We start from the raw sequence: 24,512 nt of genomic DNA, 5'->3' as shown, positions 1-24,512 counted from the left end.
CGCGGCTTTTTTTTTGTGTGCGTCGCGTGCTGCCGCGGCCGTCGGGCCACGGCAGCCGTCTGGCTCAGTTGAAGGTGTACTTGGCACCGAGCGTGAAGTAGCGGCCCACCGCACCACTGAAATGCAGCGGGTTGTAGTTGACCGCGCCATAGGTCAACGGATCCAGCGGCGCGATGCGGTCGGTGACGTTCTGGACCGAACCGAAGATCTCCAGCGCGTCGGTCGCACGCCAGCGGCCGGACAGGTCGATGGTGTAGAACGAACGCAGTTCGCAGCCGCGCGGCGCATCACTGCCATCGGCGTAGTGGTTGGCGCAGCTGTCACCTTCGAAGGCGACGTTGTCCATGCTGCCGATGTAGTTGCCGATCGCGCTCACGCTGAAACGGTCCATGTCCCAGGTCACGCCCAGGTTGAAGCGGTCCTTCGGCGTGCCGATGCAGTTGGTGACGTCGCAGTTGCCATGCGTGCCGGCGTACTGGAACTTGGTGCCGGTGCCATCGTCGCGCTCGAAGGAGTTGATCCGGGTCCACTGCAGGTCCATCAGCAGCTTGCCGTAGGCGCCCATTTCCACGCGCTGGCGGATGTCGAAGTCGAAGCCGCGGATGGTGGTGGAAGCGGAGTTGATGTAGTCCACGCTGACCGCCAGCAGGCTGCCGCTGTTGGGAACGCCCGGCAGGTCGTTGTCGCTGCGGATGCCGCGCCCGGCGGCCAATGCCAGGTCGGTGTCGCCCTGGTTGATCTCGTTGGTGCGCTTGATCTGCCAAGCGTCCAGGGTCAGCGTGGTGGTGGGCGTCGGGTCCAGCACCAGGCCGACGGTGTAGCTCTTGGATTCCTCCGGCTTCAGGTTGGGATTGGCCGAGGTGATGATGGCGAGGTTGACCGCGCAATCGGCCGCGGTGGCGCCCGGTGCAGGCGTGCCGCCGGGGCAACGGACCGGGTCGCGGGCGGTGCTGAAGGCCGCCAGGCCACCATCACCGGCTTCGGCCGGCCCTGGCGCACGGAAGCCCTCGGCATAGGTGGCGCGCACCGCGATCCAGTCGGCCGGCGTCCACTTGATGCCGACCTTCGGCGTGGTGGCGGTATCGCCTCCCTTGTACTTGTCCACGCGCAGCGCGCCGGAGAGCTCCAGTGACTCGAGCACCGGGGCCACCATTTCCGCGTACGCCACCGCTACTTCCTGGGTGCCCTTGTAGGCCGAATAGCCCAGGCCGATGATGTCGCCCAGGTCGGTGTAGCTCTGCGGGTCGAGGTTGGCTTTCTGCCGCCGGTATTCCGCACCGAAGGCCAGGCCGAGCGGGCCGCCGGCAAGGTCGGCGATGCTGCGGCTGGCCTTGAAGTCGATCATGTCCAGCGTGGTCGATGCGTCGGCGTGGATGGTCGGAGAGATGTAGTCATACAGCGCCTGCGTATTCTGACCGGCGCTGGCACCGATGCGCCACCAGCCGACCGGGCTGTTGGGGTCGGTCAATGCCGTACGTACATGGCTGTAGCGCAGGAACCCCCGGCGCTCGTTGACCAGCTGCGTGGCCGAGTGCAGGTAGGCGGTGTCGATGTCCCATGCACCCGCAGTGCCCTTCACCCCGACCAGGAAGCGGGTGAACTCGTTGGTGTTGGTGGTCACGCGCGGGCCCACGTCGAACGCGGCGTAGCGCAGGCGCGCGTCCACGCCGAGCGGGTTGTCCGGATGGGCGGCGCCCAGCACGGTGGCGCCGCTGCCGCTGCTGGCGTTCACCGGGCCTCCCGGGTAGCCCCACGAGCCGGACACGCCGTTGGGCGTGTTGTAGAACTCGGTCTTCTTCTTCGAGTAGCCGAACTCGCCGTACATCTCGAAGTTGTCCGAAAGCGCAAAGGTGCCGCGCGCGAACAGGTTGCCGAACTCCTCGCTGGGGGTGAGGCTGCGGAAGTCCTGCGTTTCCCACAGGCAGCCGCCACCGGGGTCCACCGGCGTGATGCGGGAGAACTGCGCGCACCCGGGCAGCGATTGGTACAGGCCGGTGGCGGGGTCGCGGATGCTGCCCACCGGCGAGTTGCCGGCCACCGTGCCGCCGGCGGTGATCGCGCCGTTGAGCGGGAAGAACTGGCCGCCGGCGACCCGATCAAAGCCGTAGCGGCTCAGGTCGCCGTTGCCGATCCACTTGCGGTCGCGGCGGTCGGAGATGCGGATGCCGTCGGTCTTGCTGACGTCGATGCTGACGAAGGCGTTGAAGCCGTCCTCATCGAGGTTGCCGACGCCGGCGGTCAGTGATGCCTTGCGCGCATCGCCATCGCTGTCGCCGGACGTGCCGTACGACGCCTTGAGCATGGCGCCGGTGAAGTCGCGGCGCAGGATGATGTTGACCACGCCGGCGATGGCGTCCGAACCGTAGATGGCAGAGGCGCCGTCCTTGAGCACTTCAACCCGTTCGACCGCATCCATCGGGATGACGCTCAGGTCGGTGAACACCTTCTGCCCGTCGTCGGCCAGGCCGTACGGGGCCATGCGCCGGCCATTGAGCAGTACCAGGGTCGACGCGGCACCCAGGCCGCGCAGCGAGATGCCAGAGCCGCCGCCGGCAAAACCGGTGCCGAAGCTCTTGGGGATGGAGCCGGCGCCGTCGCTGGTCAGGGTCTGCAGGTACTCGGCGATGGTGGCCTTGCCGGTGCGGTCGATCTCCTGGCGGGTGATGATCTGCACCGGCGACGCGGTTTCGGTGGTGGCGCGGGGAATGTTGGAACCGGTGACGGTTATCCGGTCCAGAGTGGTGGCCTTTTCATCCTGGGCCATGGCCAGGGGGGCGGTGGCGAGCAGGGCGGTGGGCACCAGCAGCAAGCGTGAAAGGGAACTGCAAAGTCGGGTGGGGCGGCAGGCGGAATGCCGGCGAGTCGGATGTTTCACAGTCATCTCTCCAGTGGAACTGCGGAAATGGCCGCCAGAAGGCGCGGCCGAAGAACATCGACGGCCGCGAATCTAGGTTCGCTGGAGATGACGGAGGGGTGAAAAATCGATTAACAGGGGCGGTTTTCAGCTTGCCCGCAAGGAAGGGTTCAGCAAGCCCCCCCCTTGCGGGCCATTCAGCAACTCAGCCGACCTTGAAGTCGATCGGGATGATCCCGTAGGCCTGCACGGCGTGTCCGCCGTCGGTGGCCGGCTGGAACTTCCAGCGACGCAGCACCTGGGTGCGTGCGGCGTTGTCCAGGCTGCGGTTGCCGCTGCTGCGTTCGATGCTGACTTCCAGTGGCTTGCCGTCCTGGCCGACCAGCACCCGCAGCAGCACCGTGCCTTCGATGCCGGCGCGCAGCGCATCGATCGGGTAGGTGGGGGCCGGAGCCCGCTCATAGCGCAGTTGCACGCCCTGCAGCGGCGTGGCCGGTGCGATGGAGTCGATGGCAGGGGCGGGGTCGGCGACCGGGGCCACGTCGACCGGCGCGGTGATCACCGCTTCGGTGGGGAACACCGGCATCGGGGCGGTTTCCACCGGCGCCGGCAGCGCCGGTTGCTTTGGTGGCGCTGGGGTTTTGCTGACCGGGATGGTCGGGGGAATCGGCGGCGGTGGTTCGATGGGTTTGGTGTCCGGAACCTGCCAACGGGGTTCACGCACCGCATCGCTGCGCACCGGGACCTGGGACAACGGGATCAACAGCAGTCCGGCGGCCAGTACATGCAGGGCCAGCGCCGTGCTGTAGGCGAAGATGCGGGACGGTTCGACGTGGAGCGAGGGGACACGATGCTGCGTGCGGACCATAAACCACCTCCATGCGTGGGCGTGTACAAGGAACAACGCGCGGTGACACAGGACGGGGTTGCAGGTTCCGGCCCGCGTAACGCCATAGCGCCTGCAATCGCGCGTGCCGACAAGCAGGGGTCCGGTTTCCGGTTATCTGCCAGACAGCAACGGAGCGCGGTGGGGCCCAGTCCGGTCCCATGCCCGGCGGTGGCAGGCGGGGCACGATCGGGAGGCCCAGGTGTGGCAGCGGCGTGGGTGCCTGGAGCCTTGAAACGACAACGGCGCCCAGGGGCGCCGTTGTCCTCGAGCATGACCTAGGCTCAGCGACCCAGTTCGAACACCACGTCCAGGTTGACCGAGACGCTGCTTTCGCCCGGCGACACCGATGTGTCCATCTCGGCCTTGGCCGAGCGGGCCATGGCCATCATCGGCATCGGGCGGAAGCCGCCCTGGCTGCCTTCGGAGATGCTGACGATGCGGCGCACGCGCAGGCCCAGCGACTTGGCATAGGTCTCCGCACGGGCCTGGGCCTTCTTCAGCGCGGCCAAGCGGGCTTCGTCGTAGACCGGCTCGGGCTGGTCGATCTCGAAGCTGGGGCCATTGATCTGGTTGGCGCCCTGCGCGGCCAGGCTGTCCAGCACCCGGCCGAGCTTGGTGATGTCACGCACCTTCAGGCTGACCGTGTTGGTGGCCTGGTAGCCGGTGATCTTCGGCGCTTCGTTCTCGGCGTAGCGGTACTGCGGGTTGAGGTTGATGCCGCTGGTCTGGATGTCGCGCTCGGCGATGCCGGCGGCCTTGATCGCGGCCATCACCTTGTCCATCTGCACCGCGTTCTCGCGCATGGCGGTGTTGCCGTCCACGGCCTGGGTGACCACGCCGGCCGACAGGGTCGCTACGTCCGGCACCCGCTTGGCTTCGGCCTGGGCGGAGATGTTCAGCAGGGTGGCGTCACTGGCCACGGTGGTGGGGACGGTTTGGGCATGGGCGGTCATCGGGGCTCCCAGGACAAGTGACAGGGACAGCAGCAGCGGGGCGAGGGTGAGATGGCGCATGGTGGTCCTCCTTGGATGGATCGTGAAAGTGAAGTCAGGGCGATGAACGGGTGGTGAGCCGGCCCGGGGTTGTCACCACTTTGGCATCTTTGCCAATCATTCAGGCAGTCCCCTCAGGTTATCCTTCCGCGATGCTTTATCTCGCCTCCCGCTCGCCCCGCCGAAATGAACTGCTGACGCGCCTTGGCGTGCCGTTCCGCGCCCTGGACCTGGAAGTCCCCGAAGTACGTGGGGCCGCGGAGTCGGCCGAAGCGTACGTGCGACGGGTGGCGCTGGACAAGGCGTTGGCCGGGCTGGCGCGGGTGGCCGACGACCCGCAGGCGGTGGTGCTGGGCTCGGACACCGAGGTCGTGCTCGGGGACCGTGTCTACGGCAAGCCCGTCGATGCCGCCGATGCGGCGGCCATGCTGGCCTCGCTGGCGGGGCGTACCCACCAGGTGATCACGGCGGTGGCCCTGGCCGCGGCGGGGCGTCACGCGCTGGATGTGGTCACCTCCGAGGTCAGCTTCGCGCCGATGAGCGCGGCGCAGATTGCCGCCTACGTGGCCACCGGCGAGCCGATGGGCAAGGCCGGCGCCTACGCCATCCAGGGCGGGGCCGAACGCCATATCCGCCATCTGTCGGGCAGCTATTCGGGGGTGATGGGCCTGCCGCTGCAACAGACGGCCACGCTGCTGGCGGCCTTCGGTGCCGTGGCGGCAGACGATTCCATGGACAAGGGGGAGTAAGGGACGTGTCCGAAGAGATCCTGGTGAATGTCACCCCGCGCGAAACCCGCGTGGCGGTGATCGAGAACGGCATGCTGCAGGAGCTGCACATCGAGCGCGGCTGGCGCCGTGGCGTGGTCGGCAACATCTACAAGGGCAAGGTGCAGCGGGTGATGCCGGGCATGCAGGCCGCCTTCGTCGAGGTCGGCCTGGAGCGCGCGGCGTTCCTGCACGCCAACGACGTGGTGCGCCCGGCACCGGTGGCGGCCGACACCGAGGAAACCGCGCCCAGCCTGCCGCTGCCCTCCTCGGTGCCGATCGTGGAGCTGCTGCGCGACGGCCAGGACGTGGTGGTGCAGGTGGTCAAGGACCCGATCGGGACCAAGGGCGCGCGCCTGACCACGCAGATCAGCATTCCCTCGCGCTACCTGGTGCTGCTGCCACAGTCCAAGATGGTCGGTGTGTCGGCGCGGATCGAGGACGAGGCCGAGCGGGCCCGGCTCAAGGCGCTGGTCACCGAGATCTCCGCACAGCACGGTGGCTACGGCTACATCGTGCGCACCAATGCCGAGGGCCAGCCGGCCGAGGCGTTGGCCGAGGACATCTCCTACCTGTCGCGGGTCTGGAACGTGGTCGAGCGGCGTGGCCGCGAGGCACCGCCGGCCAGCATCATCTACGAGGACCTGAGCCTGCCGCTGCGCTCGGTGCGCGACCTGATCCGCAAGGACGTGGACAAGGTCAAGGTGGACTCCAAGGAAACCTTCAACCAGCTCAAGGCGTTCGTCGCCAAGTACATGCCGGTGCTGGACGAGAAGCTGGAGCTGTACACCGGCGACCGCCCGATCTTCGACATGTTCGGCGTGGAGGACGAGATCGTCCGCGCGTTGAACAAGCAGGTGCCGCTCAAGTCCGGCGGCTACCTGGTCATCGACCAGACCGAGGCGATGACCACCATCGACGTCAACACCGGTTCCTTCGTTGGCCAGCGCAACCTGGAGGAAACCGTATTCCGCACCAACCTGGAGGCGGCGCAGACGGTGGCCCGGCAGCTGCGGCTGCGCAACCTGGGCGGGATCATCATCATCGACTTCATCGACATGGATGATCCGGAGCACCGCCGCCAGGTGCTGCGCACGCTGGAGAAGGCGCTCACCCGCGACCATGCCAAGACCACCGTCTACGACTTCTCGCCGCTGGGCCTGGTGGAGATGACCCGCAAGCGCACCGTGGAGAGCCTGGAGCGGCAGTTGTCCGAGACCTGCCCGCAGTGCAGCGGCCGCGGCAGCATCAAGACCGCCGAGACGGTGACCTACGAGATCTTCCGCGAGATCACCCGCGCGGTGCGCCAGTTCGACGCCGCGCGCCTGCTGGTGATCGCCTCGACCAAGGTGGTGGCGCGGATCACCGACGAGGAGTCCGCGGCGGTGGCCGAGCTGGAGGAATTCCTCGGCAAGAGCATCCGCTTCCAGGCCGATGACCAGTACCTGCAGGAACAGTTCGATGTCGTGCTGCTCTGACCGCAGCCATACCCCCGTCAGGGAGGACGGCGTGGTCCGATGACCACGTTGTTGCGCTATCGGCTGCGTCACCTCCGCCGTCATGTGCTCATCGCACTGGCGGTCGTGCTCGTGGCCGTGGCGTTGCTGGTCGGGACGATCAGCCAACTGCTGCCGATGGTGGAATCGCACCCGGACAAGGTCGCTGCGTGGTTGAGTGAACGCGCCGGCCTGCCGGTGGCGTTCGACCGGCTGGACACGCGCTGGACCCGGCGTGGCCCGCTGCTGCAGCTCGACGGATTGCGCATCGGTCAGGGCAATGGCGTGCGGGTGGGGCAGGCCGAGGTGCTGGTGGCGATGTACTCGGGCCTGCTGCCGGGCGAGCCGCTGACCGAACTGCGCCTGCGCGGGTTGGCGCTGACCCTGGAGCGCGCCGATGACGGGCGCTGGTCGGTGCGTGGCTTGCCCAGCAGCGAAAGCGGCGGCGACCCGTTGGAGGCCCTGCGCCGCCTGGGCGAACTGCAGGTCATCGGCGGGCAACTGCAGGTGATGGCACCGTCGATCGGCATCCATACCCGGATTCCACGCGTGGACGTACGCCTGCGCGTGGATGGCCAGCGCCTGCGCGTCGGCGCGCGGGGCTGGATCAACACCCAGGCGCCGCCACTGACGGCGGTGCTGGATTTCCAGCGCAGGCAGGGCGATGGCCAGGCCTGGTTCGCGGCCGAGCCGGCCGACCTGGCCGCGTGGTCGCCGTTGCTGCAGGTGGCCGGCGTGCAGGTACGCCAGGGCAGCGGCGAGTTGAATGCCTGGGTGCAGTTGCAGGACCACCGCGTGGTCGCGGTGACCGCCGAAGGCGAACTGGAGCAGGTGCAGCTGTCCGGCGCGCCGCTGCAGAGCGCAACCGCGGCGCCGGGCGTGAGCTTCCGCAACCTGCAGCTGCGCGCGCGCTGGACCGCGCTGGATGGCGGTTGGCGGGTGGACGCACCGCGCCTGCGCATCAACGACGGTACCAGCGCGGGGTCGCAGGTGCTCGACGGCCTGCTGCTGGCCGGCGGCAGGCATTTTGCGCTGCAGGGACAACAGTTGGACGTGGCGCCGCTGCTGCAGGTGGCGGCATTGAGCGACCGGGTCGAGCCTGGCCTGCGCCGCTGGCTGTACCAGTCGCGGCCGAGCATGCGTTTCGGTGACGTGCGTATCGTCGGCAGCGCGGATGGCCCGGTGCGTGCCGAGGGTGAACTCCTCGATGCCAGTTTCCGCACCGTCGGCAACAGCCCGGGCATCAGTGGCCTGCGCGGACATTTCGAAGGCGACGGGCAGGCGGTGTCGCTGGACCTGCGCCCCGACCACGTCGTGCGCTTCGATTGGCCCACCGGTTTCGGCGTGCTGCATGAGCTGCAGTTGTCCGGGCAGGTGATCGGCTGGCGCGAAGGTGCCGGCTGGCAGGTGGGGACGCCGGCCCTGCGCGTGCAGGGCAAGGATTACGCCGCCGACGTGCGCGGTGGCCTGTGGTTCCAGGGCGACGGCACGCGGCCGTGGATCAACCTGGCGGCCAAGATCGACGACGTGCCGCTGACCGCCGCGAAGGGGTTCTGGGTACGTTCGAGCATGAGCAAGGCCGCGGTGGACTGGTTGGACGCGGCGCTGGTCGATGGCACCCTGCGCGGCGCCACCGGCCTGGCGGTGGGCGACCTGGATGATTGGCCGTTCAAGGGCAACAACGGGCGGTTCGAGGCCGGTGGGCACATCGTCGATGGCAGCATCCGTTTCCACCAGGACTGGCCGGTGATGCGCCGGATGGATGCGGACATCACCTTCATCGGCGCCGGCTTCGACGTGCACGGCAAGGGCGAACTGGCCGGCGTGAAGGTCGACCAGATCCAGGCCGGCATCGCCGACTGGGGGCAGTCGCGGTTGCAGGTCAAGGCGACCACCGCCGACGACAGCAACCGCCTGCTGGCGATGCTGCGGCAGAGCCCGCTGCAGGCCAGCTACGGCGACACGCTGGACAACCTGGCCCTGCGCGGCCCGGCGGCAGTCAACTTCGACCTGATGCTGCCGCTGCACCGCGATGAGGGCCCCGGCGTGCTGCAGGGCGACGTGGACCTGCGCGGCGTGCAGATGGCCGACAAGCGCTGGGACCTGCAGTTCGACAACGTGCGCGGCAAGATCAACTACAGCGGCGGCGGCTTCGAGGCACCGGCGCTGCAGGTGCGCCACCAGGAGCGGGACGGCGTGCTGGCCCTGCGCGCCGGCACGCCGGTGAAGGATGCCTCGCATGCCTTCGAGGCCGAGCTGACCGCTGCCCTGGACGCGGGCAAGCTGCTCGACCGCGCGCCGGAACTGGGCTGGTTGAAACCGTACATCCATGGCACCTCGGACTGGACCGTGGGCGTCACCCTGCCGACGACCGCAGCGGGTGCACGCACCGCGGCACCGACCCTGCTGACCCTGGATTCGAACCTGCAGGGCACCCGCCTGCAATTGCCGGCGCCGCTCAACAAACCCGCGGCCGACGCACTGCCCACGCACGTGCAGGCGGCGCTGCCGATGGGCGCCGGCCGCATCGACGTCGCCTTCGGCAAGCTGATGGCCTTGGCCGCGCGCAGCCAGAATGGCAAGACCGGCGTGCAGGTGACGATGGGCAGCGACCGGGTCGACCACGAGCCGCCGGCCGATGGCCTGATGGTCAATGGCCGCACCCCGTCGCTGGATGCGCTGGAGTGGATCAGCCTGGCCAAGGGCGGCGATTCCAGCGACCCGGGCGGGTTGGCGCTGAAGCAGGTGGACGTGCTGGCCGACCAGTTGTTGTTGATCGGCGGGCGCTTCGAACAGACCCGTCTGCAGCTGCGCCCCGGGGCCGATGCGGTCGCGGTGCAGCTCAATGGCCCGGCCCTGGCCGGCAGCCTGCACATTCCCACCGCCGATGGTGGAACCGTCAGCGGCCAGTTGGACCGGGTGCATTGGCAGGCCGCCCAGGCGGCGACGGTGGAGTCCTCGGACACCCCCCTCGCACCGATGAACCCGGCCAACATCCCGCCGCTGGCGCTGGACATCGGCGACCTGGAGTTCGGTGCGCTCAAGCTGGGCCAGACCCGCCTGCGGACCCGGCCCTTGCCCGACGGCCTGCAGGTGCAGGAGCTGCAGGTGCGCGCGCCCAGGCAGGTCATCGACCTGCAAGGCACGTGGCGCGGCGTCGGTGCACGTGCGGCCACGCAGATGAGCGCCAACGTGCAGACCGAAGACCTGGGCGACCTGCTGCAGCGGCTGGGTTACGGCGGCCAGGTGCGCGGCGGCGAGGGACGCATGCAGCTGCAGGCCGGCTGGAACGGTTCACCGATGGCCTTCAGCGCCGCCAGCCTGGAAGGCGGATTGGAGATGAGCGTGCGCAATGGCCAGCTGCTGGAAGTGGAACCCGGCGCCGGCCGCGTGCTGGGCCTGCTCAGCGTGGCCCAGCTGCCGCGCCGGCTGCTGTTCGATTTCCGCGACCTGTTTTCCAAGGGCCTGGCCTTCAACCACGTCGAAGGGCATGTGCGCTTCGCCGGTGGCCTGGCCAGTACCGAGCGGATCGGCATCGAGTCACCGGCCGCCGACATCACCATCCGTGGCCAGGCTGACCTGCGCAGCCAGCAGTTCGACCAGACCATCGACGTCAACCCGCGCTCGGGCAACCTGCTGGCCGTGGTCGGTGCCGTGGCCGGCGGCCCGGTCGGGGCGGCGGTGGGCGCGGCGGCCAATGCCGTGCTCGGCAAGCCGCTGGGTACCATTGGCGCCAAGACCTACAAGGTGACCGGCCCGTGGAAGGATCCCAAGGTGGAGGTGATCGACCGCGACGAAACCCGCGCCGCGCCGCCGCCTGCCGCCACTGACGCCGCCCGCACCCCCTGATTCACCGCCGGCTTGCCTCGCGCGGGCCCGCCCCCATCTGGATAGTCATGACCGATAACGCCCTCACGCTTGCCGAGACCCGCCTGCTGCTGCCGGCCGGCCTGGACGCCAACCGCCTCGAACGCACCTTCGGCACCCTGCTGGGGCCGGGGGTGGACTTCGGCGACCTGTATTTCCAGCATTCGCGGCGCGAGAGCTGGAACGTGGAGGACGGCATCGTCAAGGACGGCGCCCATTCCATCGAGCAGGGCGTGGGCGTGCGCGCCATCGCCGGCGAGAAGACCGGCTTCGCCTATTCCGACGACATCCAGCCGGCGGCGTTGCTGGCGGCCGCGCAGTCGGCGCGCGCCATCTCCCGCGAAGGCGGAGCACAGAACGTGCGGTCGCTGGTGCGTGGCAGTGGCCGCGCGCTGTACCCGGCGCTGGACCCGGTGGACAGCCTGGGCAACGAGGCCAAGGTCGAGGTGCTCAAGCGGCTGGACCGCTACCTGCGCGCGGCCGACCCACGCGTGCAGCAGGTGATGGTGAGCCTGTCCGGCGGCGTGGATACCGTGCTGATCGCGCGCAGTGATGGCGTGCTCGCCGCCGACGTACGCCCGCTGGTGCGGCTGAACGTGCAGGTGATCGTCGAGCAGAACGGGCGTCGTGAGTCCGGCTATGCCGGTGGCGGTGGACGTTACAGCTACGAGGAACTGTTCGCCGGCGACCGCCCGGAAGGTTTCGCCCGCGAGGCCCTGCGCCAGGCGCTGGTGAACCTGGAGGCGATCCCGGCCCCGGCCGGGGTGATGCCGGTGGTGCTTGGCCCGGGCTGGCCGGGCGTGCTGCTGCACGAGGCGGTGGGCCACGGCCTGGAAGGCGACTTCAACCGCAAGGGCACCAGCGTCTACGCCGGCCGCATCGGCGAGCGCGTGGCCTCGCCGGGCGTGACCATCGTCGACGACGGCACGCTCGATGGCCGTCGCGGCTCGCTCAACATCGACGACGAAGGCACCCCGACCCAGTGCACCACGCTGATCGAGGACGGCATCCTGGTCGGCTACATGCAGGACACGCTCAACGCGCGCCTGATGGGCGTGGCACCGACCGGCAACGGCCGTCGTGAATCGTTCGCGCACATGACCATGCCGCGCATGACCAATACCTACATGCGTGCCGGCAACCACGATCCGCAGGAAATGATCCGTTCGGTGAAGAAGGGCCTGTACGCGGTCAACTTCGGCGGCGGCCAGGTCGACATCACCAGCGGCAAGTACGTGTTCTCGGCCACCGAGGCCTACCTGATCGAGGATGGCAAGGTCACCGCGCCGGTGAAGGGCGCGACATTGATCGGCAACGGGCCGGAGACCATGCAGAAGGTGCGCATGATCGGCAACGACCTGGCGCTGGACGAAGGCGTGGGCATCTGCGGCAAGGATGGCCAGAGCGTGCCGGTCGGCGTGGGCCAGCCGTCGCTGTTGATCGATGGCCTGACGGTGGGCGGTACGCAGGCCTGAGGTTGGCGGCGGACAGCGCCCTCATCCACCCCTTCGGGGCACCTTCTCCCGCCTGCGGGAGAAGGTGCCCCGAAGGGGTGGATGAGGGCAATGCTCCTGCTTTACCGTACGAACCGCCGAGAACACCAATCCACCAAGGAGCCGAAGCCCCTTAAGCCTGGTCGTCGTCCAGCGCTTCGTCTTCGTCGTCCGCTTCGACATCCAGCCCTGCGGTTGCCTGCGGCGTCAACATCAGCCCACGCAGCACCTGGTAGATCTCGCGGTAGGCGCGCGGCGGCTTGTTCCTGGCCTTTTCCGCCAACGCATTGCGTACCAGGGTGCGCAGCTGCTGGCGGTCGGCGTCCGGGTGCTCGTCCAGCAGTTCGGCCAGCGCGGCATCGCCCTCGGCCATCAGGCGCTCACGCCAGCGCTCCATGCGGTGCATGATGGCCACTTCACGGCGCGAGGTTTCGCTGTTGGCGTCCATCGCGTCGCGGATCGCTTCCAGGGTTTCATCTTCCTCGCGCCGCATCTGCTTGGCCAGGAAGGCCAGCTGACGCTTGCGCGCGCCGTGCGAGGTGATGCGCTTGGTGTACTCGATGTGTTCCAGCAGGCCTTCGGGGATCGGCAGGCGTGCCAGCTGGGCCGGGGTCAGGTCCACCAGCTTTTCACCCAGGGCCAGTACTTCCAGCGCCTCGCGCCGGTTCTGGCTGCGGCTTTCACTGAAAAACTCACCGGTGTCTTCGTCACGTCCACGCATCGCACTGCTACCCACTAAACTTCAAGCATTGAAAGGCCGGCCGATCGAGGCCGGGGTTTGGCAGGCCGCCCGTCGCGGATGAGGTCCGGCATAGGCCGGACAGCCGCGTGGCGAGGCACCCGCAACCCAGCACCCGGGCAAGGATGGCCGGGCACATGTGAAGGGAATCTCCCTACAAGGATAAAGCATTGAACGTCATCACCACCGATACCCCCACCCACGACGACAGCCTGCAACGCCTGGAAACGCTGGCCGATATCTCCCAGCGGTTGCTGGAAAAAGCACGCGCGATGGGGGCCACCCAGGCCGAGGTCAGCTGCAGCGAAGAGCGCGGGCTGGACGTGAATGTGCGCCTGGGGGAGGTGGAAACGGTGGAGTCCACGCATGACCGTGGCATCGCCGTGACCGTGTATTTCGGCCAGCGCAAGGGCAGTGCCAGCACCGCCGACCTGCAGGAGGGCAGCCTGGAGGCCACCGTCGCCCAGGCCTGCGCCATCGCCCGCCATACCGAGGACGACCCGGCCGCGGGCCTGGCCGATGCCGAACTGATGGCCACCCATTTCCCCGACCTGGACGGCTGGCACCCGTGGGCGCTGGGCGCCGAGCAGGCGGTGGACCTGGCGCTGGCCTGCGAGGCCGCCGGTCGCGGCGCCGATGGCCGGATCAGCAACTCCGACGGGGCCTCGGCGGCCACCGCGCAGAGCCTGTCGGTGTATGCCAACTCGCACGGCTTCATCGGCCGTGAGCGCAGCAGCCACCATTCCATTGGTTGTGCGCTGATCGCCGGCAGCGGCGATGGCATGCAGCGCGATGGCTGGTACACCAGCGCCATCGCCCGCGAAGACCTGGATGACCCGGCGGCGGTGGGCCTGCGCGCGGCCGAACGCACCGTCGCGCGCCTGCAGCCGCGCTCTCTGCCGACCGGGCAGGTGCCGGTGCTGTTCGCCGCCGAAACCGCGCGCTCGCTGATCGGCCACCTGCTGGGGGCCGTGTCCGGCGGCGCGCTGTACCGGCGTGCCAGCTTCCTGCTCGACAGTGCCGGGACGCAGCTGTTCCCGGATTGGTTCGGCATCGACGAGCTGCCGTTGCTGCGGCGCGGCCTGCGTTCCAATGCGTTCGACGGCGAGGGCGTGGCCACGCGCGATTCGGCCCTGGTGTCGGCGGGCGTGTTGAAGCGGTACATCCTCGGCAGCTATTCGGCGCGGCGGCTGGGGCTGAAGACCACCGCCAATGCCGGCGGCGTGCACAACCTGCGCGTGGCGGCCAATGCTGGCGACCGTGCGTCCATGCTGTCAGGTATGGGAACCGGCCTGCTGGTCACCGAGCTGATGGGGCAGGGCGTGAACGGCGTGACCGGTGACTATTCGCGCGGTGCGGCAGGCTTCTGGGTGGAGAACGGGCAGATCGCCTACCCGGTCGACGGCATCACCATCGCGGGCAATCTCAAACAGATGTTTGCCGGCATTGAAGCGGTCGGCAGCGACGTGGACGTGCGTTCGCACGTGTCGGTGGGGTCAATTTTGGTCGGAAAGATGACAATTGCGGGTAATGATTGACGGATCCTTGTCAAAGGTCGGACTATTCTCATAATGGCCATGGAGCCATCCTTACACCGGCACTGTCGGCGTATCTTTCAACCCATAACAAGGATCTAGGGGAAGCAATGAGCGACTATCAGAACACCACGCCTCCGCCGGCACCGGCAGGAAACTCGAGCTCGGATGACAACACCATCGCCATGCTGGTGCACCTGTCGGGCATCATCCTGAGCTTCATCGTGCCGCTGATCATCTGGCTGGTGAACAAGGACAACCAGGACAAGAAGTTCCTGTCCGACAACGCCAAGGAGGCGCTCAACTTCCAGATCACGCTGATCGGCGTCTACATCATCGGCACGATCCTGACGATCATCCTGATCGGCGCGCTGATCAACTTCGCTGCATGGATTGCCTGCATCGTGTTCAGCATCATCGCTGGCTTGGCTGCCAACAAGGGCCAGACCTACCGCTATCCGATGACCATCCGCCTGATCAAGTAATCAGCGCGCTGGTCGCAGGAAAAAGCCCGGGATTTCCCGGGCTTTTTTGTTCCTGATGCGAAGGGGGAGCGGTGGGTGTGGCCTTGGCCGTGGGGCGGGTGATGCCTGCCGCTGGCGTCGGAGATGCCGTTGTTCCAGCTGTCCCGGCTTCTTCACCGCCGAGGCCGCTCCTGCCTCAGTGCTTGCGGCGGACGGTCAGTTCGGCCAGCGCGGCCAGTGCTCCGGCACGTGCGCCGAACGGGGCCAATGCATCCTGCATGGCCTTGGCCAGCTCCTCGAGCGTGGCCTTCGCACCGTCCATGCCCAGCAGCGAGGGGAAGGTGGACTTGTCCTGTGCCTGGTCCTTGCCAGCGGTCTTGCCCAACTGTTCGGAACTGGCTTCGACATCGAGGATGTCATCGCGCACCTGGAACGCCAGCCCCAGTGTGTCGGCGAATGCATCCAGCCGTGCCAGGTCGTCACTGCCGGCATTGCCGCACAGTGCCCCCATGCGGACCGCTGCGCGGATCAGCGCGCCGGTCTTGAGCGCATGCATGCGCTTGAGGTCGGCCAGCGACTGCTGCTTGCCGGTGGCATCGATGTCCAGCGCCTGGCCGCCGCACATGCCGGCGGCACCGGAGGCCGTGGCCAGGGTCCGCAGGCAGGCCAATGCCAGCTCGGCGGGCATCTCGGCCTCGGCCAGCACTTCGAAGGCACGGGTCTGCAGGGCGTCACCGGCCAGGATGGCAGTGGCTTCGTCGAAGGCGATGTGGGTAGTCGGGCGACCACGACGCAGGTCGTCGTCATCCATCGCCGGCAGGTCGTCATGCACCAGCGAATAGGCGTGGATCAGCTCGACCGCGACGGCGGCGGCATCCAGCCGCGCCGGTGCGGCATCGAACAGGTGGCCGGCGGCATGCACCAGCAGTGGACGCATGCGCTTGCCGCCACCCAGCCCGGCGTAGCGCATGGCCTGGTGCAGACCCTGCGGGGCGCGTTCGGGATCGGGAAGGACGTGCTGCAGGTGCTGTTCGGTGCGTTGCAGCCAAGCGGCGAACAGGGCGTCAGTCGTCATTGCCGGTGCTGCTGAAAGGCTCGGATTTCTCTGGCTGGGCCGGATCGGTGAGCAGGCGCACGCGCAGTTCGGCCTGTTCCAGCGCCTGCTGGCACTGGCGATACAGGCCCACGCCGCGCTCATAGGCGGTCAGCGACTGCTCCAGGCTCAGGTCGCCGGCTTCCATCTTCTCGACCAATTGCTCCAGCTCCTCAAGCGACTGCTCGAAGTGGGCGACCGGGGAGGCTTCATTGGGGGACTTCTTGGGCATGGCGCCAGTGTAGCGGCCAGCGGGAAAGGGTCAATTCGACGGGTGCGGCGGCTGCCAATGCAGGCGCGCGCCATGTGCCTGCAGCCAGTGCTGCAGCGTGCCGGAAACAATCCGGTCGCCGGCGGCCAGGACATCGTCCCCGTCGCAGAGCAGGGGCAGGTGCGGTCGCAGCCAGGGGGGAACCTCGGATTGCTGCAGGCACTGCTTGAGCGCGTGGCGGTGCGTGCGCTGCGGCAGGTGGATGCGTTCCCCGCCCCTGCGCTGGCGCAGCAACAGTGGACGGTCCAGCCGGTCCGCGCCCTGCAGCGTCAGCACGCCGCCGTCCGGCAGCAGGGCAGGGACATCGCCCTGCCAGGGCTGCTGCCAACCGGCGGGCCAGGGCGACAGCGCGGGCACGACATGCAACTGCCCGCGCCAGCGCCGGATGCGGGCATGCTGCCAGCGGAATTCCGCGGGCTGGTCATGCCCGGCGGACAGCAGCTGCTGCTGGATGACGCGCACGCCGTTGCCGGGCAATGGCGGCAACCCCTGCTGCTGTACCCAGCGCCGCAGCACGCGTGCCCGCGCGGTGTCGGGCAGGGCGCCGAGGGCGTCGATCCGCAGCGCGCCGGAGGCGTCCGTGCAGGACTGCAGCGCGGCGTCGTCCTGCGTGGCCAGCAGGTCGGTGGCCTGCGCGGCAAGGCCGGCGCTGCGTGTGAGTGCGGTGGCGGCGTGCGGCCAGCGTTGGCGCAGCAGGGGCATCAGCTGCAGGCGCAGGAAATTGCGGTCGACCTCATCGTGCTGGTTGCTGGGGTCTTCGATCCAGTGCAGCCGATGGCGCCGCGCATGGGCTTCCAGCGCTGCACGCGGCACATCCAGCAGTGGTCGCCACAGCTGGCCATGGCCGAAGGCGCGCAATGGCCGCATCGCCCCCAGTCCGTCCACGCCGGAACCGCGCAGGGCGCGCAGCAGGAAGGTTTCGGCCTGGTCGTCCTGGTGGTGGGCCAGCGCCAGCCATTCGCCTGCCTGCAGGCAGGCCTGGAAGGCGGCATGGCGCGCGGTGCGCGCCGCCGCTTCCAGTCCGTCGCCTTCATCGCGGCGCACGGCCACGTGGATGACCTGCAGGGTGATGCCCCAGCCCGCGCATACCTGGTGGCAGTGTTCGGCCCAGGCGTCGGCCTGCGCCTGCAGTCCGTGGTGCACATGCACGGCGCGCACGCTGCCGGCGGCGCGGCCCGGCGCCTGCGCAAGCAGGTGCAGCAGCACAGTCGAATCCAGCCCGCCGCTGAAGCCGACCATCACCGGATGGACGGACGCCGCGTCGAGCAGGGCAGGGGAAAGCAGGTTCATGGCGGTGCCGAGTATCGGCGCCGGTTGCGGCGGCCGCAATGCGGGGCAGGGCGCCGATGCTTCAACGCGCGGTGGACAGATGCGCGCCCTGCCGGTCGATGCGGAAATGCGTGCCACCGACGATGCCGGTATGGCCGCCGGCGTCCGGCGGGCCTTCGTGGCAGCCATTGCAGACCTCGGCGCTGCCGTTCTCGAACGGGAAGTCCCAATCGAAACGTTCGCCGAAGGCCGGCTGCAGTTGGGTGTCGTAGTAGCCGATGCGGCCGTCCACGCGGGCGCGGGTCAGGCCTTCCTGGAAATAGTCCGGGCCATTGTCGTAGGTGATGACCGGCAGGTGCCGGCCATCGCGGCGCACGTAGTAGTACTGGTGGCCGGCCTGCAGGGCGGCCAGCCCGTTCTCGTCGAACTGCAGCGCGGCCATTGCGGCCTTGCTGATGACGAGCGTGCCCGGTGCGGTCTGTTTGCAGCCGGGCAGCACGTCGGGACGTCCGGTGTCGCGGCGGTAACAGGCCTCCCCGGCATGCGCCAGACAGGACAGCGCGAGCAGTGGCAGCAGGGCTGCCAGCGCGCCGAACCGATACCGTCGCGCGCGGCTCACGGCGCCTTGCGTTCGAACTGCCTGGGCTGCGGCAGTTCCACCGGCACGCCCTGCGCATCGCAGGTGCCCAGCTCGCACAGGCGCGCACGCAGGCGCGGGGTGGCCTGCACGATCAGGTGGTAGATGGTGTTCTGTTCCATCGTGCCGCGCACCGCCTTGCTGCCCGGGCCACGTGCCCAGATGCCCACGTCCTCGCCACCGTGCGATTCGGCCTTGGCCGGGACCAGGGCTTCCTGCATGTAGTCCGGGTGCTCGGTGTCGACATGGGTCAGGTCCGGTCGGCCCACGGCGGGCTCGAAGCTGCTCGGGCCGTGCGGGAACTTCTTCGGGCCGGCCGGCTGCTGGTTGCTGGCGCCGGTGTAGCCCGGTCCATTGGCGTAGCTGAGCGTGGTGTAGGGCAGGCCCAGGCCGTCGCGGGCCAGGTCCAGCTTGCCGGCGCCGTCTTCGCCGCCCTTGTCCTTGACCTTGCCCAGGATCGGGTTGCCGCGTGCCGGGTAGCCGACGAAGTTCAGCGTGTGCGAGTGGTCGGCGGTGACGATGATGAGCGTGTCGTCGGCCGAGGTGGCCTCCACGGCGGCCTTGACCGCGTCGGACATGGCGATGGTGTCGCCCAGTGCACGGGCGGCATTGCCGCTGTGGTTGGCGTGGTCGATGCGGGCGCCCTCGACCATCAGCACATAACCGTCCTGATGCTTGGACAGGTTGGCGATGGCGGCGCGGGTCAGCTCGGCCAGCGAGGGCTCACCGCCGCGGTCCTTCGGGCGGTCCTGCTCGTACTGCATGTGGTCCGGCTCGAACAGGCCCAGCAGTGCCGGGGCGTTGGCCGCGGCCTTGAGCTGGTCGGCATTCCAGACGTAGGCGCCCTGCGGGTGGGCGGCCTGCCATTCGGCGACCAGGTTGCGGCCGTCCAGGCGCAGGCCGACCTTGTCCGCGTACTCCGGGTCTTCCTCGTTGACGGTGGTGAACTGGCCGCGGCCGCCGCCCAGCGCGACCAGCGGGCCCCGGCCGTATCGCGAGGTCGACAGCAGCTGCTGGGCGATGTCCACGCAGCCGGCGGCCTTGGCTGCTTCCGGTAGGTCGGTGTCGTTCTCCCAGTTGCGTTCCGGCGAATGCGCGTAGGTGGCGGCCGGGGTGGCATGGGTGAGGCGGGCGGTGGAGACGATGCCGGTGGCCAGGCCGGCGCTGTCGGCCAGCTGCAGCCAGGTCAGCAGGCCCTTGGACAGGCTGTCGCTGCAATCGCTGCGGGTACCGGCGCTGACGCCGATGGCGCCCATGTGGGTCTTCACGCCGGTGGTGATGGCGGTCATGGTGCCGGCCGAGTCGGGCGTCTGCGAGTCGGTGTTGTAGGTCTTGCTGAACGCCGTGGCCGGGAAGCGCTCCCAGGACAGCAGGTTCTCCTCGCCGGAGCTGCCGTGGCTCTGGCCTTCCAGGATGCGCGCGGCGGCCACGGTGGTCAGGCTCATGCCGTCGCCCAGGAACAGGATCACATTCTTGGCCTTGCCCGCCATGGCGCCATTGCCGGCGGCGCGGGCCGCGCCATCGCGGTACCACCATTGCGGGGTTTCACCGGCCGGATGGGCCACCGTCGGCACGTCCACGCTGACCGCGGCGGCGGTGCTGGACTGTGGGGCGGTGCTGGCGCAGGCGCCCAGCAGCAGGGAGGTCAGGGCGGCGGAAAGGAATGTGGCTTTGTGCATCGGGAAAGGTGTCGCTGGCATGTTGTCAGGCGTTCATTATGGTCAAGCACGGAAGGCATGCATATGACACGCAGCTTTTCCCTGCCGGGATCGTGCTGTGGCAAGGCTTGCGCTATCGTGCCCAGCTTGGATTTTCTGATGGATTCCTTCTATGAACGTGGTGTCTGCCTGGCTGCGGATCCCCTTCTGGCTACGCGTGGTCGGCGGCTTCGTGCTCGGCGCGCTGGCGGGGTGGGCGATGGGGCCGGCGGCCGAGACCTTCTTCGGTCCGCTGGGCGAGCTGTACGTCACCCTGATCAAGATGATCGCTGTGCCGCTGGTGTTCTTCGCGGTGGTCAATGCGATCGGCTCGCTGCACGGGCAGAAATCGCTGGCCGCGCTCAGCGGGCGGACCTTCCTGTGGTTCGTGATCACCGCCGCGCTGGCGGTGGGCATCGGCCTGCTGGTGGGTACGGTGATGCAGCCGGGCATCGGCGGCCTGAAGCTGGCCATGGACGGCACCTACACGCCGCGCGACGTGCCGTCGGTGACCAAGGTGCTGATGGACGTGGTGCCGTCCAACGTGTTCTACGCACTGGCCGGCATCGGCACCAAGGTCAATGCCGCCGGTGAGACCGTGCTGGCGGCCGGGCGCGGCTCGATCCTGCCGGTGATCTTCTTCGCCGGGCTGCTCGGCTTTGCGATGGTCAAGCTGGGCGAGAAGGTCAGCGAGGCGCGCAAGCTGGTCGGCCAGATGAGCGAGATCATGATCCAGGTCACCCGCTTCGTGCTGGAGATGACCCCGCTGGGTACCTTCGGCCTGATCGCCGGCCTGGTCGGCAGCTACGGGTTCGACAAGCTGCTGCCGCTGGGCAACTTCGTGCTGGCGCTGTACGTGGCTTGCGCGCTGCAGATCGTGGTGGTGTACAGCAGCCTGCTGCTGGTCCATGGCCTGAACCCGTGGAAGTTCTTCCGTGGCGCCGCGCCGGGCATGCAGGTGGCGTTCGTGGCCTCCTCGAGCTTCGCGGCGATGCCGGTGGCGATGCGTTCGATCACCGACAACCTGGGCGTCAACAAGGACTACGCCTCGTTCGCGGTGCCGCTGGGCGCCAGCATCAAGATGGACGGCTGCGGCGCGATCTACCCGGCGCTGTGCGCGGTGTTCATCACCCAGTACACCGGCGTGCCGATGACCCCGGAGCAGTACCTGATCGTGCTGATCGCCTCGGTGCTGGGCAGCTTCGGCACCGCCGGCGTGCCGGGCACGGCGGTGATCATGGCCACGGTGGTGCTGAGCGCGGCCAACCTGCCGCTGGAGGCCATCGGTTACCTGTATGCCATCGACCGCATCCTGGACATGATGCGCACGATGACCAACGTCACCGGGCAGATGGTGGTGCCGGTGATCGTGGCCAAGGAAACCGGGCTGCTCGACCAGCAGGTCTACGACGGGTCGAGGACCGCCATCACGGCGGGGAGCGACCCCCGCAGCTGAGGGCGCGACACCGCATTCGTCCGCATCCAAGGCCGGGGCAACCCGGCCTTGCGCGTTCGGGGTGTAGCAGGCTGTAACAGCGGGCTGTAACACCGCCGATACACCCCTCGGAAGGCACGTATTGGCTGGCCCGGGCCCCACTGAATGGAGGGCTCTTACGGCCGGGCTCCCGGCCTGCCGGTGTGACAGCGATACAGCAGGCGTTGTTACGCTTTCATCGTATCTGCATGTATTTGAAGTAAAAATCCTGTTGGCATGGTTGCTGCTCACTCCTCCCGTGAAACCCGGCAGGGAGGAAGCAATGGACAGCACAACCACCAATCGACGTATCGCCCTGATGGGCGCGATGGCCCTGCTGCTGGCGGCCAGTGGTGTCGCACAGGCATCGGGCGCACGCCAGGGCGTGAAGGCACAACCCGGCGAGATGGTGTTGCTGCGCGATGTCTCGGCGCGGCCGGCGTATCGCATGCAGCCGCCGGGCATGGCGTTGATCGCCGACCCGTCACCGCGCAAGGAGCTTGGCTCGGCGCTGGGCGCCGGGGGCATGGACGAACTCAGCGATGCCGACTACGCGGACATGCAGTCCGGCTTGGCCGATGCCGGGATGGCGGGCCATGGCCACACGACGGTGGAGCGCGTGACCGGCGGCGTGGTCGGCGGCACGTTGGGCCGCGTGACCGGTGACGGTGGCCCGCTCTCCGGTGGCCAGTTGTCCCGTGCGATCGGCGGCCCGATGGGCGCGGTGGGCGGTGCAACCCGCGGCATCGGCGACCAGGTGCGCGGCGCGTTGGCGCAGTTCCCGCTCGGCCAGCCGGCAGGTGGCAAATGAAGCGCCTGCACCCGACCGTCGTGGCATTGCTTGGCCTGGCCTGCGTGGCAGCGCCAGCGCTGGCCGGTGCGCAATCGCAGGCGGACAGCTACAACGGCATGTTGTCGTACCTGTCGGCCGACAGCCGCATCGACGGCAACGCGCTGGCCGGCAGCAACGGCTCGATCAAGGTGAACCAGGCCGCCGGCGACCTCAACCTGCAGGCCAACCTGCACAGCATGGCCAGTGGCCGCCACGCCGATGCCGGCATGCGCGTCGGCCAGCAACAGCACGGCAACGTCTTCAATACACCGCTGCAGGCCTCGGCCTCCATCGGTGGCAATGCGCTGGCCGGGGGCAGCGGCATCGCATCGATCAACCAGGCCAGCGGTGGTGGCAACACGGCGTTGAACGCCGTGAGCGCGACGCTGGCCGCACAGGGCATACGCGAGGCAAGCGATGACGCGATGGCGTCCTCGGCAGCGCTCGCGTCGGCGGGGGAGCAGCCTGTCGCCAGCGATCCACGTGCCACCCGCAGGGTGGGCGTGGAGGCATCCGCCATGCGCGGATTCGACGGCGTGCTGCAACTCAATCAGATCGCGGGATCCGGCAATGCAACGGCGAACAGCCTGAGCATCTCCGTGCAGGCCATCCCGTGAACAATCGTTCCATCCACCCGATGCATCAGAGAACCTGAAGAGGGGCACCATGAAAGCGAATAAATGGACCGTACTCGCCATGGCGGTAACCGCATTCACGATGAGTGCGGCTGCCAATGCGGCGGACAACCAGAACAAGAGCGCCAACATCGATCACCAGCACAACGTGAACGAGACGCGCACCAATACCAACACCAACATCAATACCAACGTCGACACCGACGTGGACCTGAAGCTCGACGCCGCCGCCGTGCTGCGTTACCGCGACTCCCGCAGCAACTCGGTGAGCAACAAGGAAGTCACCGAGACGGTGCAGAAGACCTCGAACATCACCGCCGACGAGCGCAAGGAAAAGAACAACCACGGCGTCGACGTGAACCTCGAGAAGGACATGCGCCTGAGCTCGGACGTGAACTTCTCCGGCGACCCGACCATCACCGGCAACATCGACCTGGACTCGGCGGCGATCGCGATCATCGACAACCGCCAGTCGATCTCGGGCAACACCGCCGAGAACGGGCTGTTGACCAACGATGCCGCCATTGGCGATGACGTCGGTTCCAATGCCTCGGGCAACCTGGGCTTCAACGTCGCCGCCGGCGACAACAACGCCCAGGACAACGCCGCAGCGCTGTCCGCGGCCGACGCGTCCTTCAGCTTCGGCATGGCCGACGCCGAAGTCTTCGTCAACCAGAGCGGCATGAACAACGCCACGATGAACTACGGCGTGACCAACAACGCCGGCATCGGTGGCAATGCCTTCTCCGGTGCGGCCGGCAACATCGGCGTGAACGTCACCTCGGGCAACAACAACGAGCAGAAGAACGCGTTGGCCGCCTCGGTCGCCACCAGTGCCTATGCCACCTCGAGCATCAGCTCCAACCAGGTGTCCTCGGGCAACGACGTGACCAACGATGGCTACTACGACTACGTCGTGAACAGCTACGCCATCAACATGTCCGGCAAGGTCGCCGGCACCACCAAGGGCACCGGATCGGGTACCTACAGTGGCACCGGCAACTCCTACCAGAAGACCAACTTCTACCCGGACAACTGGAGTGGCAACACGCACACCGGTGGCAACCAGACCGGCCATACCGACTGGGACAACCAGACCCAGGGTGCCGTCGCCAATCCGAACCGCCCGGGCGTGGGTGGCATGGCGTGGGATACCGACGAGAAGGGCAACCTGTCGTTCTCCGAGATGGGCACGGCTGACCTGACCGCCAGCCTCAGTGGTCACGTGATCGACATCGACTGGATCGCGGTGGATGCAACCAACACCGCCTCGCTGTCCGGCGGCGCGTTCTCCAATGCCTCCGGCAACATCGGCGTGAACGTGTCTTCCGGCACCGGCAACCTGCAGGCCAACAGCCTGGCACTGGCCGTTGCCCAGCCCTCCACCGGCGGCGGTGGCGGTGGCGGCGAAGGCCCGTAATCGAACAGGTCGCCTGCAAAGGTGATTGCCCTGTCCTGAGCAACAAGCCCGGCCATCCGCCAATGGCCGGGTGTTCCAGGGAGCCCCT

General features: G+C 68.1%; 19 protein-coding genes. 10 read left to right on the top strand and 9 right to left on the bottom strand.

Annotation, left to right across the window (positions count from 1 at the left end; genetic code table 11):
• Positions 1-64 precede the first annotated feature (64 nt).
• The 3 genes from ATCM_RS10185 to ATCM_RS10175 all read right to left on the bottom strand — a co-directional run bounded on the left by ATCM_RS10185 (position 65) and on the right by ATCM_RS10175 (position 4,756).
• Positions 65-2,875 carry a TonB-dependent receptor gene (locus ATCM_RS10185; protein WP_132864421.1) on the bottom strand — a complete coding sequence of 937 codons (2,811 nt, stop codon included), beginning with the start codon at positions 2,873-2,875 and terminating at the stop codon, positions 65-67.
• A gap of 184 nt (positions 2,876-3,059) precedes the next feature.
• Positions 3,060-3,722, bottom strand: a complete 663-nt coding sequence (locus ATCM_RS10180; protein WP_132864420.1) for an energy transducer TonB — start codon at positions 3,720-3,722, stop codon at positions 3,060-3,062.
• A gap of 302 nt (positions 3,723-4,024) precedes the next feature.
• Positions 4,025-4,756: an SIMPL domain-containing protein gene (locus tag ATCM_RS10175; RefSeq protein WP_132864419.1), complete on the bottom strand. Its 732-nt coding sequence runs from the start codon at positions 4,754-4,756 to the stop codon at positions 4,025-4,027.
• A 131-nt stretch (positions 4,757-4,887) separates the two neighbouring features.
• Here ATCM_RS10175 and ATCM_RS10170 point away from each other — a divergent pair, with 131 nt between their 5' ends.
• Genes ATCM_RS10170 through tldD form a run of 4 tightly spaced genes read left to right on the top strand, consistent with a single transcriptional unit; the run spans position 4,888 to position 12,340 of the window.
• Entirely contained in the window at positions 4,888-5,484 is a 597-nt protein-coding gene (locus tag ATCM_RS10170) for a Maf family nucleotide pyrophosphatase (protein WP_132864417.1), read from the top strand.
• Between the two features lie 5 nt (positions 5,485-5,489).
• Complete coding sequence (gene rng / locus ATCM_RS10165; protein ID WP_132864416.1) at positions 5,490-6,980, top strand: ribonuclease G; 1,491 nt, start codon at positions 5,490-5,492, stop codon at positions 6,978-6,980.
• A gap of 39 nt (positions 6,981-7,019) precedes the next feature.
• Positions 7,020-10,847: a YhdP family protein gene (locus ATCM_RS10160; RefSeq protein WP_132864414.1), complete on the top strand. Its 3,828-nt coding sequence runs from the start codon at positions 7,020-7,022 to the stop codon at positions 10,845-10,847.
• Between the two features lie 47 nt (positions 10,848-10,894).
• Positions 10,895-12,340: a metalloprotease TldD gene (tldD, locus tag ATCM_RS10155; protein WP_132864413.1), complete on the top strand. Its 1,446-nt coding sequence runs from the start codon at positions 10,895-10,897 to the stop codon at positions 12,338-12,340.
• A 151-nt stretch (positions 12,341-12,491) separates the two neighbouring features.
• On the opposite strand, the gene yjgA is transcribed toward tldD, so the two are convergent.
• Positions 12,492-13,079, bottom strand: a complete 588-nt coding sequence (gene yjgA / locus ATCM_RS10150; protein WP_132864412.1) for a ribosome biogenesis factor YjgA — start codon at positions 13,077-13,079, stop codon at positions 12,492-12,494.
• Positions 13,080-13,267: 188 nt separating this feature from the next.
• Here yjgA and pmbA point away from each other — a divergent pair, with 188 nt between their 5' ends.
• Together pmbA and ATCM_RS10140 are read left to right on the top strand one after the other, a co-directional pair.
• A complete protein-coding gene (gene pmbA, locus ATCM_RS10145; RefSeq protein WP_132864411.1) occupies positions 13,268-14,635 on the top strand; it encodes a metalloprotease PmbA in 1,368 nt (455 codons plus the stop codon).
• A gap of 107 nt (positions 14,636-14,742) precedes the next feature.
• Positions 14,743-15,117: a DUF4870 domain-containing protein gene (locus tag ATCM_RS10140; RefSeq protein ID WP_132864410.1), complete on the top strand. Its 375-nt coding sequence runs from the start codon at positions 14,743-14,745 to the stop codon at positions 15,115-15,117.
• Positions 15,118-15,292: 175 nt separating this feature from the next.
• On the opposite strand, the gene ATCM_RS10135 is transcribed toward ATCM_RS10140, so the two are convergent.
• From ATCM_RS10135 to ATCM_RS10115, 5 genes are all read right to left on the bottom strand, one after another.
• Positions 15,293-16,171: a farnesyl diphosphate synthase gene (locus tag ATCM_RS10135; protein ID WP_132864409.1), complete on the bottom strand. Its 879-nt coding sequence runs from the start codon at positions 16,169-16,171 to the stop codon at positions 15,293-15,295.
• The gene (locus ATCM_RS10130) at positions 16,161-16,421 is read right to left on the bottom strand and encodes an exodeoxyribonuclease VII small subunit (RefSeq protein ID WP_132864408.1); all 261 of its coding nucleotides are present in this window, start codon (positions 16,419-16,421) and stop codon (positions 16,161-16,163) included. The genes ATCM_RS10135 and ATCM_RS10130 overlap by 11 nt, the downstream gene beginning before the upstream one ends.
• Positions 16,422-16,451: 30 nt before the next feature.
• Complete coding sequence (gene tilS, locus ATCM_RS10125; RefSeq protein WP_132864407.1) at positions 16,452-17,750, bottom strand: tRNA lysidine(34) synthetase TilS; 1,299 nt, start codon at positions 17,748-17,750, stop codon at positions 16,452-16,454.
• Positions 17,751-17,811: 61 nt separating this feature from the next.
• Positions 17,812-18,348, bottom strand: coding sequence for a WG repeat-containing protein (locus ATCM_RS10120; protein ID WP_243693990.1), 537 nt, complete (start codon positions 18,346-18,348; stop codon positions 17,812-17,814).
• Entirely contained in the window at positions 18,345-20,045 is a 1,701-nt protein-coding gene (locus ATCM_RS10115) for an alkaline phosphatase (RefSeq protein WP_132864406.1), read from the bottom strand. Before ATCM_RS10115 ends, ATCM_RS10120 begins: the two co-directional genes overlap by 4 nt.
• 151 nt (positions 20,046-20,196) lie before the next feature.
• On the opposite strand from ATCM_RS10115, the gene ATCM_RS10110 reads away from it, so the two are divergent.
• The 4 genes from ATCM_RS10110 (at position 20,197) to ATCM_RS10095 (ending at position 24,424) form a co-directional block, all read left to right on the top strand.
• Positions 20,197-21,519, top strand: a complete 1,323-nt coding sequence (locus ATCM_RS10110) for a dicarboxylate/amino acid:cation symporter (RefSeq protein ID WP_132864405.1) — start codon at positions 20,197-20,199, stop codon at positions 21,517-21,519.
• A gap of 301 nt (positions 21,520-21,820) precedes the next feature.
• Positions 21,821-22,348, top strand: a complete 528-nt coding sequence (locus tag ATCM_RS10105) for a hypothetical protein (protein WP_132864404.1) — start codon at positions 21,821-21,823, stop codon at positions 22,346-22,348.
• On the top strand, positions 22,345-22,986 hold the full coding sequence (locus tag ATCM_RS10100) for a hypothetical protein (RefSeq protein WP_132864402.1): 642 nt from the start codon (positions 22,345-22,347) through the stop codon (positions 22,984-22,986). The genes ATCM_RS10105 and ATCM_RS10100 overlap by 4 nt, the downstream gene beginning before the upstream one ends.
• 49 nt (positions 22,987-23,035) lie before the next feature.
• On the top strand, positions 23,036-24,424 hold the full coding sequence (locus ATCM_RS10095; RefSeq protein WP_132864401.1) for an adhesin: 1,389 nt from the start codon (positions 23,036-23,038) through the stop codon (positions 24,422-24,424).
• The last annotated feature ends 88 nt before the right edge of the window (positions 24,425-24,512 follow it).

The organism is Stenotrophomonas sp. ATCM1_4 (assembly GCF_004348115.1).
Taxonomy (GTDB): Bacteria; Pseudomonadota; Gammaproteobacteria; order Xanthomonadales; family Xanthomonadaceae; genus Stenotrophomonas; species Stenotrophomonas capsici.
This window is presented reverse-complemented; position numbering and strand designations above follow the sequence as displayed.

Coding starts and splice junctions, on each gene's coding strand:
- ATCM_RS10180 (WP_132864420.1), bottom strand. CDS start 3,722: ATGGTCCGCACGCAGCATCGTGTCCCCTCGCTCCACGTCGAACCGTCC.
- ATCM_RS10175 (WP_132864419.1), bottom strand. CDS start 4,756: ATGCGCCATCTCACCCTCGCCCCGCTGCTGCTGTCCCTGTCACTTGTC.
- ATCM_RS10170 (WP_132864417.1), top strand. CDS start 4,888: ATGCTTTATCTCGCCTCCCGCTCGCCCCGCCGAAATGAACTGCTGACG.
- ATCM_RS10160 (WP_132864414.1), top strand. CDS start 7,020: ATGACCACGTTGTTGCGCTATCGGCTGCGTCACCTCCGCCGTCATGTG.
- tldD (WP_132864413.1), top strand. CDS start 10,895: ATGACCGATAACGCCCTCACGCTTGCCGAGACCCGCCTGCTGCTGCCG.
- yjgA (WP_132864412.1), bottom strand. CDS start 13,079: ATGCGTGGACGTGACGAAGACACCGGTGAGTTTTTCAGTGAAAGCCGC.
- ATCM_RS10140 (WP_132864410.1), top strand. CDS start 14,743: ATGAGCGACTATCAGAACACCACGCCTCCGCCGGCACCGGCAGGAAAC.
- ATCM_RS10135 (WP_132864409.1), bottom strand. CDS start 16,171: ATGACGACTGACGCCCTGTTCGCCGCTTGGCTGCAACGCACCGAACAG.
- ATCM_RS10130 (WP_132864408.1), bottom strand. CDS start 16,421: ATGCCCAAGAAGTCCCCCAATGAAGCCTCCCCGGTCGCCCACTTCGAG.
- tilS (WP_132864407.1), bottom strand. CDS start 17,750: ATGAACCTGCTTTCCCCTGCCCTGCTCGACGCGGCGTCCGTCCATCCG.
- ATCM_RS10115 (WP_132864406.1), bottom strand. CDS start 20,045: ATGCACAAAGCCACATTCCTTTCCGCCGCCCTGACCTCCCTGCTGCTG.
- ATCM_RS10110 (WP_132864405.1), top strand. CDS start 20,197: ATGAACGTGGTGTCTGCCTGGCTGCGGATCCCCTTCTGGCTACGCGTG.
- ATCM_RS10105 (WP_132864404.1), top strand. CDS start 21,821: ATGGACAGCACAACCACCAATCGACGTATCGCCCTGATGGGCGCGATG.
- ATCM_RS10100 (WP_132864402.1), top strand. CDS start 22,345: ATGAAGCGCCTGCACCCGACCGTCGTGGCATTGCTTGGCCTGGCCTGC.
- ATCM_RS10095 (WP_132864401.1), top strand. CDS start 23,036: ATGAAAGCGAATAAATGGACCGTACTCGCCATGGCGGTAACCGCATTC.